At 61.7% G+C, this 13,418-nt stretch carries 15 protein-coding genes and 1 tRNA gene; 11 read left to right on the forward strand and 5 right to left on the reverse strand.

What is annotated here, in order from left to right; genetic code table 11:
* Nucleotides 1-30: 30 nt before the first annotated feature.
* From hisD to HH303_RS18285, 5 genes are all read right to left on the reverse strand, one after another.
* On the reverse strand, nt 31-1,350 hold the full coding sequence (gene hisD / locus HH303_RS18265) for a histidinol dehydrogenase (RefSeq protein ID WP_319637465.1): 1,320 nt from the start codon (nt 1,348-1,350) through the stop codon (nt 31-33).
* A complete protein-coding gene (gene hisG / locus HH303_RS18270) occupies nt 1,340-2,005 on the reverse strand; it encodes an ATP phosphoribosyltransferase (RefSeq protein WP_169626797.1) in 666 nt (221 codons plus the stop codon). Before hisG ends, hisD begins: the two co-directional genes overlap by 11 nt.
* A 70-nt stretch (nt 2,006-2,075) precedes the next feature.
* On the reverse strand, nt 2,076-2,966 hold the full coding sequence (locus HH303_RS18275; RefSeq protein WP_169626798.1) for a bifunctional helix-turn-helix domain-containing protein/methylated-DNA--[protein]-cysteine S-methyltransferase: 891 nt from the start codon (nt 2,964-2,966) through the stop codon (nt 2,076-2,078).
* A gap of 99 nt (nt 2,967-3,065) precedes the next feature.
* Nucleotides 3,066-4,610: a M48 family metalloprotease gene (locus HH303_RS18280; protein WP_169626799.1), complete on the reverse strand. Its 1,545-nt coding sequence runs from the start codon at nt 4,608-4,610 to the stop codon at nt 3,066-3,068.
* Nucleotides 4,611-5,054: 444 nt separating this feature from the next.
* Nucleotides 5,055-5,516 (reverse strand): nucleoside deaminase, encoded by a 462-nt coding sequence (locus HH303_RS18285; protein WP_227421906.1) that lies wholly within the window; start codon nt 5,514-5,516, stop codon nt 5,055-5,057.
* Nucleotides 5,517-5,592: 76 nt separating this feature from the next.
* Between HH303_RS18285 and HH303_RS18290 the strand changes: the two genes are divergently transcribed.
* From HH303_RS18290 to HH303_RS18340, 11 genes are all read left to right on the forward strand, one after another.
* On the forward strand, nt 5,593-6,708 hold the full coding sequence (locus tag HH303_RS18290; protein ID WP_169626800.1) for a pseudouridine synthase: 1,116 nt from the start codon (nt 5,593-5,595) through the stop codon (nt 6,706-6,708).
* Nucleotides 6,705-7,256, forward strand: a complete 552-nt coding sequence (gene rsmD, locus HH303_RS18295; RefSeq protein ID WP_169626801.1) for a 16S rRNA (guanine(966)-N(2))-methyltransferase RsmD — start codon at nt 6,705-6,707, stop codon at nt 7,254-7,256. The genes HH303_RS18290 and rsmD overlap by 4 nt, the downstream gene beginning before the upstream one ends.
* Nucleotides 7,253-7,897, forward strand: a complete 645-nt coding sequence (bluB, locus tag HH303_RS18300) for a 5,6-dimethylbenzimidazole synthase (RefSeq protein WP_169626802.1) — start codon at nt 7,253-7,255, stop codon at nt 7,895-7,897. Before rsmD ends, bluB begins: the two co-directional genes overlap by 4 nt.
* Before the next feature lie 42 nt (nt 7,898-7,939).
* Nucleotides 7,940-9,127: a tRNA 2-thiouridine(34) synthase MnmA gene (gene mnmA / locus HH303_RS18305; protein ID WP_169626803.1), complete on the forward strand. Its 1,188-nt coding sequence runs from the start codon at nt 7,940-7,942 to the stop codon at nt 9,125-9,127.
* 68 nt (nt 9,128-9,195) lie between these two features.
* Nucleotides 9,196-9,272: transfer RNA gene (locus HH303_RS18310), tRNA-Met, on the forward strand.
* 113 nt (nt 9,273-9,385) lie between these two features.
* Nucleotides 9,386-10,153, forward strand: coding sequence for a hypothetical protein (locus HH303_RS18315; RefSeq protein ID WP_169626804.1), 768 nt, complete (start codon nt 9,386-9,388; stop codon nt 10,151-10,153).
* Nucleotides 10,140-10,346, forward strand: a complete 207-nt coding sequence (locus HH303_RS18320; protein ID WP_169626805.1) for a helix-turn-helix domain-containing protein — start codon at nt 10,140-10,142, stop codon at nt 10,344-10,346. The genes HH303_RS18315 and HH303_RS18320 overlap by 14 nt, the downstream gene beginning before the upstream one ends.
* A gap of 740 nt (nt 10,347-11,086) precedes the next feature.
* Nucleotides 11,087-11,311, forward strand: coding sequence for a hypothetical protein (locus HH303_RS18325; protein ID WP_169626806.1), 225 nt, complete (start codon nt 11,087-11,089; stop codon nt 11,309-11,311).
* Between the two features lie 768 nt (nt 11,312-12,079).
* Nucleotides 12,080-12,265 (forward strand): hypothetical protein, encoded by a 186-nt coding sequence (locus HH303_RS18330; protein WP_169626807.1) that lies wholly within the window; start codon nt 12,080-12,082, stop codon nt 12,263-12,265.
* A gap of 176 nt (nt 12,266-12,441) precedes the next feature.
* A complete protein-coding gene (locus HH303_RS18335) occupies nt 12,442-13,026 on the forward strand; it encodes a hypothetical protein (protein WP_169626808.1) in 585 nt (194 codons plus the stop codon).
* A 4-nt stretch (nt 13,027-13,030) separates the two neighbouring features.
* Nucleotides 13,031-13,418: HK97 family phage prohead protease (locus tag HH303_RS18340; RefSeq protein ID WP_169626809.1), on the forward strand; the 388-nt coding region annotated here is incomplete at its 3' end.

A 13,418-nucleotide genomic window follows, 5' to 3' on the forward strand; every position in this document is an offset into this window, starting at 1 on the left:
CGCCGCACAGTTTAGAGCAGCCGCAACGGCTTAGCGAGATGCCATATTCAAACGGATGGCAACGGACAGCGCATGCGCGCCCAGACCTTCGGTTTCGGCCAGCGCCACGGCGGCGGGGCCGATCTTGGACAGGCTGTCCGCGTCACAGCGCACGAAGGACGTGCGCTTCATGAAATCCATGGTGCCCAAACCGCTGGAGAAGCGGGCGCTGCGCGCCGTCGGCAGGACATGGTTCGGCCCGGCCACGTAATCCCCGATGGCTTCCGGCGTGTAGCGCCCCAGGAAGATCGCCCCGGCATGGCTGACCTTGTCGGCCAGGGCTTCCGGGTCTTCCACCGCCAGTTCCAGGTGTTCCGCGGCGATCCGGTCGATCAGCGGCACGGCATCGTCCAGCGACCCGACGGTGATGATCGCGCCATGCGCGGACCAGCTTTCGCCCGCGATCGCCTTACGCGGCAGCGTGGATAGGCGGCGTTCCACCGCATCTTCCACCGCCGTCGCGAAAGCGGCGTCGTCGGTGATCAGGATCGATTGGGCCGACGTGTCGTGTTCCGCTTGGCTCAACAGGTCCGCCGCGATCCAGTCGGGATCGTTCGCACCGTCCGCGACGACCAGGATTTCCGACGGCCCCGCGATCATATCGATCCCGACCGTCCCGAAGACCCGGCGTTTCGCCGCCGCGACATAGGCATTGCCCGGCCCGACGATCTTATCGACCGGCTTGATCGTTTCCGTACCATAGGCCAGCGCGCCGACGGCCTGCGCGCCCCCGATGCAATAAACCTCGTCGACACCGGCCAGTTTCGCCGCCGCGAGGACAAGCTGGTTTACCACCCCGTCCGGCGTCGGCACGACCATGACGAGGCGCGGCACGCCCGCGACCTTCGCCGGCATGGCATTCATCAGGACGGAGCTGGGATAGGCCGCCGTGCCACCCGGCACATAAAGCCCCGCCGCCGATACCGGCGTCCAGCGCGCGCCCAGGCGAACACCGTCCGCATCCGTATAATCCAGGCCCTGCGGCAATGTCTTTTCGTGAAAGCTGCGAATGCGCGCCGCCGCGAGGGCCAGCGCCTCGACGGTCTTCGGATCGCAGGCGGCTTCGGCCTTATCCAGTGCTTCTTCGGAAATCCGCATGGTTTCCGTCGTCAGCTCCAGCCGGTCGAACCGTTTCGTATAGTCCAGAACCGCCGCATCGCCGCGCTTGCGCACATCCGCCAGGATATCGGCAACGGCGCGGTCGACATCCTCGTCCATCTCCCGCTTCGCGCCCAGAAGGGTATCGAAGGCAGTATCAAAATCCGCGTCGTCGGCAGTTAGGCGATAGGCAACGGGGAACTCACGCGGCACGGCGGGATACCTCTCTAAAACGATCGACCCAGCCGCTCACTTCTTCAGACCGGGTTTTCAGCGCGGCCCGATTGACGATCAGGCGCGACGTGATTTCGGCAATGGTCTCGACCTCGACCAGCCCGTTTTCCTTCAGCGTCTTGCCGGAGGAGACGAGGTCGACGATACGGCGGCACAGGCCCATGCCCGGCGCCAGTTCCATCGCGCCGTTCAGTTTGATGCATTCCGCCTGTACCCCGCGCCGGGCGAAATGCTTGCGCGTGATGTTCGGATATTTGGTGGCGACGCGGATATGGCTCCACCGGCTGGGATCGTCGGACTCGCCCAGTTCCTTCGGTTCCGCCACCGCGATCCGGCAATAGCCGATGCTCAAATCCACCGGCGCGTAAATTTCCGGATAGTCGAATTCCATCAGAACGTCGTTGCCTGCAATGCCCAGATGCGCCGCGCCAAAGGCGACGAAAGTCGCCACATCGAAGCTGCGAACCCGAATGATCGACAGGTTCGGAATATTCGTCTTGAACTTCAAAAGCCGCGATTTGGGGTCGTCGAAGGCCAGTTCCGGCTGAATCCCGACATCGGTCAGAATCGGCCGCACTTCCTCCAGAATACGTCCCTTCGGCAGGGCGAGAACCAGCGGTTCATTAGCGGTCATCGGACAAAACCCAACTAGCATCCACGTTTGCGCCGGTTACATGGCATGGATGCCGGGGCGTTTCCAGTATTTATCCCGCCACATCCAGTCGCAGGCCCTGGCCTGAGCGTTCGAAGCCCATCATGGCGATCTTGCGCGGCAGCCCCCAGCGGTAACCGCCCAGCATGCCGGAATTGCGGATCACGCGATGGCAGGGGATCAGCCAGCTGATCGGGTTGGCGCCGACGGCGGTTCCGACGGCGCGGGCGGCGCGGCTGGGCATGCCGATGCGTTCGGCCAAGTTGCCATAGGTCATATAGTCGCCGGACGGGATGCGCATCAGGCCTTCCCAGACCTTTACCTGGAATTCCGTCCCTTTCAGGAACAGGCGGATGCCGCGATCGTCCCCTACAGGGGCGGTGTCGCTGAAAATCCGGTCCATATAAGGCTGGGTGAAAGACGGGTCCTCCACCAGAGTAGCCTCCGGCCAGCGGGCCGCCATATCCTGGAAGCAGCCGTCGATACCGCGCGAATCCAGAAAGGCCAAACCACACAGCCCACGATCCGTCGCCAACAGCAGGGTCTTGCCGAACACGCCATCATGCCAGCCCCATCGAATGGTCAGGCCGTCCGCCGCGCGCTTGTATTCGCCGGGCGTCATTGCCTCATAGGTGACGAACAGGTCGTGCAGTCGTCCAGGACCGGACAGGCCCGCATCGAAACTGGCGTTCAGCAGATCGGCCTGCCCGTCCAGCGCTTGCTTCGCCTGTTCCAGGCTGACGACCGACAAAAACTTTTTCGGGCTAAGGCCAACCCAACGCTGAAAGACGCGTTGGAAGTGGAATTCGCTCATCCCGCAATAATCGGCGAGTTCGCCCAGGCTGGGCCGCGTCTCGGCCCAAGTATCGGCCAGTCGGTCCAGCGCCTTGCCGATCCGTTGGTAGTCGCGTTGCTGTTCCAGTTCGTCCGTCATCGGTGACATTTCATACGATCCTCAATCCATTCTATGCGGGAGGATCTGATTACGGGACTCCCACGGGACACCCCACCCGGTTCTTGCTGCCCCATTCTTTTGATCCGGTCAGACGCCGGTTCCCCCGACCACGACCTTCACCTCGCCGGAGGACGGCAACGGCTGCGACGGCTTCAAGTCGTTCATGACCCGGAACGCGGCCTGACTGAAGTTTCCTTCCGGGAACCCTTTGGACAAGGACGCCACTGTATCGCCCGGCGCGATCGGCACGACGATCAACCGGAACGGTTTGATCCGGGAAGCTTCGGCTTGGCTCATCCGCCGGAAGGAATAGGTCGTTTCCCGGAAGGGCACGTCGAATTGGCTCGTTATCGACGGATCGCTGATGAAGCGGAACCGATAGACCGTATTGCCGTCGCCCTGGATCACCACCGCGCGGTAATCCATGCCTTCTATCCGGGTCGCGCCGGTCGCGGCGGCCAATCCGTTGATATCGATCCGCCCCAGGTCGGACAGCGTCGTCCCCTTCGCCCATTCCTGCGTCAGATAGGAATAGACATCGCCGGTCTTCCGTTCCGCCTGATCGAAGACGATGATGGCCTTCACATTCGGCTTTTGCGCGACGACATTCGTCGCGCCGTTCCGAATGACGAACCCGTCCGGCATCTTGAAATAGAGGCGCAGATCGGGGTGCAGGAATTCCGTCCCGCGCACCAGCCCCTGCTTCGGATCGTCACCGTAGATCATGCCGTCGATGGTATCGAGATAGCGGTCGCGGTTGAGCAACTGATCCGGCGCCTTCAGTGCGGCGGATTGGCTCTCCGCCGCCCGCACACGTTCGATGGTACGCGGGTGGGTGGCGTTGATATTCGCCTCGTCCACCGTTTCCTTGGGCAGGCCTTGCTTTTCGGCTTCCACCTGCGAATGGTCGCGCAGGGTATCCAGGAATCCGACCATGGCTTCCGGGTCATATCCGGCGCGGCTCATATACCGAAGTCCCAGGGAATCCGCCTCCATTTCCTGCTCTCGGGAGAAGCTTTTCAAAACGGAACTGGCAATGCCGCTGCCGATATTGCCGATGGCCTGCTGCCCGGTCACCAGCACCGCCCCCAACAAAAGGCCTTGCGCCAATTGCGACTGGGCAATCCGCTGGGCGGTATGGCGGGCGTTCACATGGCCGATTTCGTGACCGACGACCCCTGCCAGCTCTGCCTCGTTCGACGCCAGCGCCAAAAGCCCACGAGAGACATAAACATAGCCGCCGGGCAGCGCGAAGGCATTCACGATCCACGAATTGACGATGGTGAACTTGTACTGGAACTCCTGATATTCGGCATAGCCCGCCAGGACTTGTCCCAATTTCTCGACATAAGATTGAAGGCGGGGATTTTCGTATTCGCCGCCGAATTCCGCCACCAGTTTCGGATGTTCCTGACGGCCCAGCGCCGCATCGTCTTCCAGGGAATTGAACCCGGTCAGCGTCGTTCGCCCCGTGGCGCGGTTCGTGGTGATGCACCCGGCGACGCCAAGTGCCGCCCCGGCACTGCCGATCTGCAAGGCACGCCGACGGGTCAGCATATGGGCACCGTGCAGGCACCCCGCCCCGCATCGATGGCCATTCTGTTGGGACGATTGATGGATTTTGGCCAACACGCGCGCTACTCCCATTCCGTCGACTGAAATGCTTGTTTTCTATATAAGGAGGTCCGACTGAAAAAATACAGTCCCCCATATTAGTTAGTCGCGCCAATCGATTCAGAATCTCAAATTGCAACGGCTGTTTTGCATTTTGCAAATCGATTTAAAAATTTGCTTTAGGACTGAAGCTTACCGGCGGTGCAAGTGATTATTATCATCCAGAAATAGTGTTCATTATCAAGCGATTAAAATATTTTCTTGAATCATCGTTCGACCTGTCCGGTTTGGCATAAGTCTTGTTAATATCGTAGTGTTCGGTACGGCCCATATCACCCGATCGCAAGTCGCACCGTGCCGGACATTCTGAACGAAGCAATTCGTTCAAACGGAATCCCAGGCTGCTTGTCCACCTCCCCACCCTCGGACTGGCAGTCTGGGTTTTCCGTTTCAGGACTAGGTTTAACGTTTTTCCTCAAAAAACCTTTTCAACATGGATGACGCACGCGATTCCTGAACACCCCCGACGACGTCCGGTCGATGATGGCAGGTGTCGCGGTCATAAATCCGTGCACCATGCTCCACACCACCGCCCTTCGGATCATAGGCGCCATAAACGACGCGGGCGATCCTGGCATGGGATAGCGCCGTCGCGCACATGGCGCAGGGTTCCAACGTGACGTATAGGTCGCAGTCCGGCAGGCGCGGCTCCCCCCGCATGCGGCAGGCTTCCCGCAGGGCCAGGATTTCGGCATGCGCCGTCGGGTCGTTATCGGCCTCCACGCGGTTCCCCGCGCGCGCCAGAACCGTACCCGTCGCCCGTTCGACCACGACCGCGCCGACCGGGACTTCTCCCCGCTCCGCCGCCGCCGCTGCCTCCTGAAAGGCGATTTCCATCGGATCCAAACCCGGGCCCGCTGTCATTCGTCCGCTTGCTCCCGCCGCATTGAAGGTTTAAGCACCGTGCGAGTTCTCTACCACGCGACCGGAGCCGAGCGCCATGTCCGATGACCAGATCGATGCCGGCCCATCCGAAGGGTCCGATACTGCGGGATCCGATACCACGGGGCAGCGTTTGGCGAAACGCATCGCCCGCGCGGGCCTGTGCTCGCGACGCGACGCGGAACGCTGGATCGAAACCGGACGCGTCGCCGTCAACGGCGTTGTCGTGGAAAGCCCCGCCCTGAATGTCGGTCCGTCGGATACAGTGACGGTCGACGGCAAGGACCTGCCGGAAGAACAGGCGGCGCGCCTGTGGCGCTATCATAAGCCTGCGGGTCTTGTCGTATCCGCCCGCGACGAAAAGGGTCGCGCCACGATCTTCGAAAAGCTGCCGCGCGAAATGCCGCGCGTTGTCAGCGTCGGACGATTGGATTTGAATTCCGAAGGACTGCTGCTGCTGACCAATGACGGCGACCTTGCGCGCAAGCTGGAACTGCCCGCGACGGGTTGGGTGCGGCGCTATCGTGTCCGTGTCCATGGCCGTGTCGATCCGGCGCGCCTTGCCAGCCTGGAACACGGCGTCACGGTGGAAGGCGTCCGCTACGGCAGCATCCGCGCCGAATTGGAAAAGCAGCAAGGCAGCAATGCCTGGGTTTCCGTCGCCCTGACCGAAGGAAAGAACCGCGAAGTCCGCAAGGTGATGGAACATCTGGGGTATCCCGTGAACCGCCTTCTGCGCCTGTCCTATGGCCCGTTCCAGCTCGGCCCCTTGCCGCGCGGCATGGTGGAGGAAGTGTCGGCCAAGGTCATGCGCGACCTGATCGGCGGCGAAAGCCGGAAGGGTCAGGCGAAATGGGCCAAGGCGAAGCCGAAACCGAAACGCCCGGCCAGCCGCAAGCCGCTGTCCCGCCCCGCGCCGGAAAAAACCCCGGACGCCACGCCGACGGATGCGAAGCAAGCCGCCCCCGGAAAACCGTTCCGGGCCGCCAAGCCAAGCGGTGCCAAACCCGGTGGCGCTAAACCAGGTGGCGCTAAACCAGGTGGCGCTAAACCAGGTGGCGCTAAACCAGGTGACGCTAAACCAAGCGGGGCGAAATCGGGCGCGGCAAAGCCCGCAATCGATAAACCGAAATCGCGTCTGAAACTGCGCCCGAAAGGATCGGGCGGTAAATGAGGATCATCGCGGGCAGCAAACGCGGGCTGACCCTGGAAGCCCCTGACGGTCAGACGACCCGGCCCACCGCCGACCGGGCGCGGCAGGCGCTGTTCGACATCCTGTCCGCCCCGGCCCGCATCGCCAATCTTAGGGGCCGCCCCGTCGCCGACTTCTTCGCCGGGACCGGGGCCCTGGGGCTGGAGGCGATCAGCCGTGGCGCCCTGTCCTGCACCTTCCTCGAAACGGACAGCAAGGCCCTGACCACGCTGAACCGCAATATCACAAAGGCCGGATGGCAACAGACCTGCACCGTGCTGCGTCAGGACGCGACCAAACCGCCCAAGGCGAAACAGGCCTGCGGGCTATTGTTCTTCGACGCGCCCTATCACGCCACGGTCAGCGAGGCGGCCCTGTCGGCGGTGGTCGATCAAGGCTGGCTTGCATCGGACGGGGTCGCCGTGGTGCAGTTGCATCCGAAAGCGCCGTTCGAAACGCCGGTCGGCCTGACCCTCACCGACGATCGGCGATACGGCGCGAGCCGCTTTCTGTTCCTGGAGCCCGCATGACCGAGACGCCACCGGATTTCGACGATGCCTTCCGCGCGAAGCTGGACGACTTGATCGTCTGGCGGCGGGATGTCCGACATTTCAGAACCGATCCCCTGCCTGACGGCGTGCTGGAAAACCTGCTGGCCGTCGCGGACAAGGCCCCGTCCGTCGGGCTCAGCCAGCCCTGGCGCTTCGTTCTGGTCGACAGCGCGGAAGCCCGCGCGGCGATCCGGGAAAACTTCGCACAGGCGAATGCGGAGGCTTTGGACGGCTACGACAGCGAAAAGGCCGCGCTCTATGCCCGGCTGAAATTGCAAGGGTTGGATCAAGCCCCGCATCAACTGGCGGTCTTCTGCGATCCCGATCCCGATCAAGGCTCCGGCCTCGGTCGCCGCACCATGCCGGAGACCCTGGATTATTCCGTCGTCGGCGCGATCCAGATTCTCTGGCTGGCGGCGCGGGCGGAAGGCATCGGCCTCGGCTGGCTGTCGATCCTGGACCCGGAACAGGTCTGCGCGGCCCTGGATGTGCCCCCGGAATGGCGCTTCGTCGCCTATCTGTGCATCGGCTATCCGTCGGTCGACAGCGACACGCCGGAACTGGAACGCGTCGGCTGGGAGAACCGCTCCCCCCTCTCCGACCGACTGCTGACGCGCTGAGAATCCTTGCATCCGTGCGGTGATGTCCTATATCACCCCGCCATGAGCGACAGCCTGACAGACCTGAGTCAATTCGATCTGCCCGATATGGACGTGCCCCCCGGCGCGCGCATCGTCGTGGCCATGTCGGGCGGGGTCGATTCCTCCGTCACCGCCGCGGTGCTGAAGGAACTGGGCTACGACGTCGTCGGCATCACGTTGCAGCTTTACGACCATGGCGCGGCGGTGGAGCGCAAGGGCGCGTGCTGCGCCGGTCAGGATATCCACGACGCGCGCAATGTCGCCGCACGGATCGGCATCCCGCATTACGTCCTGGATTACGAAAGCGCCTTCCGCGATGCGGTGATCGAGGATTTCGCCGACGCCTATGCCCGCGGCGAAACGCCGATCCCCTGCGTGCGCTGTAATCAGACCGTGAAATTCCGCGACCTGCTGGGCACCGCCAAGGATTTGGGCGCGGAAGCCCTGGCGACCGGCCATTATATCCGGCGCAAGCGCGACCCGGACGGGCGCGCCGAACTGCACGCCGCCGTCGATCCGCAAAAGGATCAGAGTTATTTCCTCTTCGCCACGACGCAGGATCAGCTCGACTATCTGCGCTTTCCGCTGGGCGGGTTGAACAAGACGCAGACCCGCGCCCTGGCCGAACGCTTCGACCTGCCCGTCGCGGACAAGCCGGACAGTCAGGACATCTGTTTCGTGCCCAACGGCTCCTATGCCCGGATCGTGGAAAAGCTGCGCCCCGACGCGGCCAAGGGCGGGGAGATCGTGCATCTGGACGGCACCGTGCTCGGCCAACATGACGGCGTCCTCAACTACACGATCGGTCAGCGCAAGGGCCTGGGCATCGGCGGGCGCAAGGACGATACGGACCCGCTCTATGTCGTGCGGCTGGAACCGGACCGCGCCCGCGTCGTCGTCGGCCCGCGCGAGGCCCTGGCCGTGGAATCCATGCGCCTGGGTGAGGTCAACTGGCTGGGCGATTGCCGCCTGTCCGACGGCCCGCAAAAAATCGCCGTCAAAATCCGCAACACCATGGCCCCCGTCCCCGCAACGGTCGAAGCCACGCCGCTGGGCGATGTCATCGTGCGGTTCGACACGCCGCAATACGGCGTTTCGCCGGGTCAGGCCTGCGCCTTCTATGACGTCACGGGCGACGAAAGCCACGTTTTGGGCGGCGGCTGGATTTTGCGGGACGGATTTTCACAATCCGGCGACAAGGCCGCTTGACAGGCCGCCCCGGTCTTTATATCTACACGCCACCCCGGAAACGGGGCCGATGCACAAAGCGGCATCAAGGCGGATTAGCTCAGTTGGTTAGAGCGGTGGAATCATAATCCATGTGTCCGGGGTTCGAGTCCCTGATCCGCCACCATCCTTTTCATGAATAAAATCAATTAGATATGGAACGGCCCCAGAAAGCGCGGCCGTTTTTCGTGTTGCAATATGTCGCAACTGAAAACCGCAGAAAACCAATGATGTCAAACCATGTCCGGAGACTCCGTGCGACATGGCTGCGACATATACAGCCCAGATACCAGGGGCTTCGACCATATTGAAAGTAAGATTTACTTTTTTCTTGCGATTGGTCGCTATCTGCCATATCTTGCGTCCATGGAACTGAATGAACACAACAAGCGCCAATGGCAGGCCGGGCAGGTAGAAGCGGCCCTTGCTCTCGCGTTTGGAGTAGACGCGGCGCAGGCCAAAGCCCTGCGCGCTCGGATTCAGTACCTTAGAAAAAATGGTTTGCCGGGCGTGTCGGGCGGCGGAAGCGGCAAGTTTGTCGCATTCACTCGCATGCAGGTAATCGAGCTAGCTGTTGCGATAGAGCTTCAAGCGCTCGGTTTGGTTCCCTCCGCTGTGCTGAAGGTGGTGCCAAGGCTGTGTGGTGATGCATCGCTGAAAGTTATCGCGATGGGCGCGGCGACTGACGGTCCCGATCCGCGTTGGATCGTCTATGCGCCTCCCGTTCTGCCGACATCGAATCCGCACGTCATCATCACTGCCGAACGCGACAAGTCTGGCGCTGCAACCTTTCCGTGGGGAGTCGTCCAGAGTTGGACAGAGCAGTTCGGTCGCGTTGCAGTCTCAGAGATTGCATCGCGAATAGTTGCGACATTTGACAATCTTTCCAAATCGTCCCCACCGCCCCGAGGGCCGAAACAAAAAACACTGGGCATCGAGTACCCCAACCATCAGCGCCGTGATGGCGCCGACCCTCTCATAGGAGATAATAAAAATGGAAGCCAATGAAACCAACCTTAGCGCCGACCTGTTGAAAGGCGTTGCAGAAATCGCAGAGTTCTTGGGAGAGGACGAACGCCGTACTTCTTACTTGTGCCGCAATCGGTCCATTCCCGCGTTTCAGATCGGCCAGCGCTGGTACGCGCGTCGGTCTTCGCTTCGCGGATTTATCGACCGCCTGGAGTCTGGAGCAGCGGCCTAGACACTGCCTGACTTCAACTCGCCAACGCCGTGAGGGCGTCGGTTATCCCTAAAGGAGTCAACGCCGTGAGGCGCAGACGATCCCGAATGATGGAGCCTGAAAATGGAACTCACAGAAAACCCCGGTGCGCTGGCGGGCGCTACCGGGGCCGGTATTCGTAACAATTGCGATGCGAATTATACCAGTCCACCCCCCCAACCTCAATCGCAGAAACCTGGCCAGGAAACCATAACCCGCACTCTGATTTTAGCGGACGGAAGCGTCGTTACGGTCGATTCTCGATGGCACGATATGTTGTCGACGGTGCGATGGTTCGGCGCGGGAGGCGGGGGGAGATATCCGGCCCGGACGGTAACGCTCAACGATGGGCGTAAGAGCACAGAGTTTTTGCACCGCCTTGTCACGGACGCGAGACCCGGCGAGATCATCGACCATGCCGACGGCGATCCGCACAACGCGACTTCCGGGAACCTTCGGACGGTCACTTGGGCGCAAAATTCCGCCAACCGTCGACCGACTTCCGCGAGTGGTTTCCTGGGAGTGGAGCAAACGCGTTCCGGGACGTTCCGGGGCTCGGTCGCGTGCGGCCCGATCCGATTGACCGGACCGTGTCGCCAGACGCCCGAAGAAGCCGCCCGTGACCGCGACGAGCAAGCTCGCCAACTTTGGGGCGGGATGACGCGCTACAACTATCCCCGCCCCGGCGAGCGCAGCCTCGATGGCCGATTGGCGGGTGCTCCATGAGCGTTTGGTGGAATCCGTCCGATGCGGAAATCAGCGAAGCGGGAGCATTGCTTATGAATTACATGACCTGCAGGCGCGCCTTTATCGTCGCAGCGGTGGAGTGGTTTGAGAAGGCGGAAGCGTCCGAACATCCCGACGACGAGTTGCGCTTCATTGGCGACGCGATAGAGGAAGAACTGAAGAAGCGCCAGGAAGCGCGGCGAGGTGGACGCCATGGGTAAGGTGAACCAGAAGGGTCGATCTAAGGATCGATTCCTGATGTTCCATCACGGCGTTTGGACATCACCGGCTTGGCTGTCACTCAGTTGCGAATCTCGGTGCCTATTGTTCGAGATTTGGCAGCGTCATAACGGCAAGAATAATGGTGAGATCGCCTATTCCTGGCGCGAAGCAAGAGCATCGCTCCATATCGGTCAGGGCAAGGTCAAGCAGGCATTCGCAGACCTCCAAGACCGGGGTTTCTTAATCGCCCGTCAGCCTGGATCGTTTGACTGGAAGGGAAGCGGCAAGGAGAACCGATCTACACGCTGGGAAGTGACAACAGAAGCGTGTGACGGAGCGCCCGCAAAGCGTCTTTATCGTGGATGGGAACGAGCCGAAAAACAGACTGCGGGTACCACGGCAGTATCGAATGGGTACCACGGCAGTATCGATAACGATGCGGAAGAGGTCGAAATCCTCCCCCATCGATACCAGGGCAGTACCCATAAAGGCCAATTCCTGGCGATCTATGGGTACCGACGCGGTAACGGTTTCATATGCCATGGGCCGGATAGATTTGTTCGGCGTGTCCTATTCAGGACCGAACGACCGCAGGCGGGTCGGGACGAAATGGAATCCGACTGGAACCCGATTGGCCGCGTCGGTGTCGTCGTCGGTCCCTTCGGCCCCGGCTCCCCCCCTGCCGAGCGCCAAGAGCGTTACCGGGGGGCGCTATGACCAGACGCGGACGCCCTCGGGACTGGTGCCCATCAAGCGCAGCGGAACGGATGCGTCGCAGCCGCGAGCGTAAGCGGAATGGCGTGGCTTGTCTGCGCCGTATTGAAATCACCGAAACTCGGCGCGTGGAATTGGCAAAGTTCCTCGGTCTCCCGGTCACCGCGACCCCCGAAGAAATTGCGAAAGCAATCGAGGAAAAACCTCTTGCGGTTGCGCGCAACAAAACTGCCGACTGAGTTTGTCGGATAGGAGTTTGAACGATGGTCGAGCGCAACGAGATTCCCCCCGTAAATTCGGGAACCCCCTACCCCGCCGGGTTCACCGCGCCCGCTCCATCCGCGCTCCGATCCGACAATCGAAGCCCGGCGGGGTTCCCTCTGCCGGTCAACATCCGAACCATTGGAGGCCACAAATGATCGGCACGAAATCCAAAACCGCCCCCGTCGAAACTGAAATCACCACGTTGGAAACCGCGCTCCGCGATGCGAGCGAGAAGGTCGACCAAATCCGAGCCCGCCGCGACGCCCTGAGCGCTGAATGCGTGAAGCTTCAGAATAGACGCTGGGCTATGGGTTTGGAGGCCCGGAGCGAGCTTGATGAGGCTGCCGCCGCATTCCTGGACGATCCGTTGGCGGAGATCAAAACCGACGACATCGATGGGCGGATCAAGGCCATTGCTGGCGAGTTGATCGTGGTCGAACGCGCACTAGGATTAGCACGCGAGCGCCGAGGTGAAGCTGCAAAGCGGTACGCCAACGCCATGGCAAAGAGCCTCGCTCCCGCGCATCGTGAAGCCGTCGGCAAGATCGCGGCGGCGCTGGATGCGTTGGAACAGGCAAACCAAGAAGAAGCACACATTCGCGCCCAAGTGCCCGGCGGCGGTTCGGGCTTGCCAATGGGGGCGTTCCTTCCAGTCGGGTCGCGTGTTCACGAACTCAGCCCGATTTCATGCTGGTTTCGCTATGTCGGCGCGGCTGGTCTTCTGCGAGAGGACTAAGAGCGTGTCGGATCTGATTGGACGCACTGGCGCGCCGCTCCACCTTCAAGGGTTGATCGTGCCCTATGGCGAAAAGATCGTCGTTGACGGCGCACCCGAAAGTTTTGATCCAGGAGCCTATGATCGACAATACCCGAAAGGCAAATGGACCGCAGGCGTGCCCCTGATGTGGAAACACGAGAACTTCGTGGTCTGCGATGCTCACCGCGTTTCGGTCCTGAATGGCGAATTCGGGCTATGGTTCGACGCCGCTTTACCTGACGACGCGATGAGCCGCCACGTCGCCGCTATGGCACGGTCTGGGCATCTCGGTGCGTCGATGCTCTTTCACGCAATCAGCGCACCGAGGGCGGACGGAGTCGTCACGCGGGCGCGGCTGGAGTCGGTCGGAC

It is taken from the genome of Pacificispira spongiicola (assembly GCF_012926505.1).
GTDB lineage: Bacteria > Pseudomonadota > Alphaproteobacteria > UBA8366 > Aestuariispiraceae > Pacificispira > Pacificispira spongiicola.

Coding starts and splice junctions, on each gene's coding strand:
- HH303_RS18330 (WP_169626807.1), top strand. CDS start 12,080: ATGCGTCGCAGCCGCGAGCGTAAGCGGAATGGCGTGGCTTGTCTGCGC.
- HH303_RS18315 (WP_169626804.1), top strand. CDS start 9,386: ATGTCCGGAGACTCCGTGCGACATGGCTGCGACATATACAGCCCAGAT.
- mnmA (WP_169626803.1), top strand. CDS start 7,940: ATGAGCGACAGCCTGACAGACCTGAGTCAATTCGATCTGCCCGATATG.
- HH303_RS18335 (WP_169626808.1), top strand. CDS start 12,442: ATGATCGGCACGAAATCCAAAACCGCCCCCGTCGAAACTGAAATCACC.
- bluB (WP_169626802.1), top strand. CDS start 7,253: ATGACCGAGACGCCACCGGATTTCGACGATGCCTTCCGCGCGAAGCTG.
- hisG (WP_169626797.1), bottom strand. CDS start 2,005: ATGACCGCTAATGAACCGCTGGTTCTCGCCCTGCCGAAGGGACGTATT.
- rsmD (WP_169626801.1), top strand. CDS start 6,705: ATGAGGATCATCGCGGGCAGCAAACGCGGGCTGACCCTGGAAGCCCCT.
- HH303_RS18320 (WP_169626805.1), top strand. CDS start 10,140: ATGGAAGCCAATGAAACCAACCTTAGCGCCGACCTGTTGAAAGGCGTT.
- HH303_RS18290 (WP_169626800.1), top strand. CDS start 5,593: ATGTCCGATGACCAGATCGATGCCGGCCCATCCGAAGGGTCCGATACT.
- HH303_RS18325 (WP_169626806.1), top strand. CDS start 11,087: ATGAGCGTTTGGTGGAATCCGTCCGATGCGGAAATCAGCGAAGCGGGA.
- HH303_RS18285 (WP_227421906.1), bottom strand. CDS start 5,516: ATGACAGCGGGCCCGGGTTTGGATCCGATGGAAATCGCCTTTCAGGAG.
- HH303_RS18275 (WP_169626798.1), bottom strand. CDS start 2,966: ATGTCACCGATGACGGACGAACTGGAACAGCAACGCGACTACCAACGG.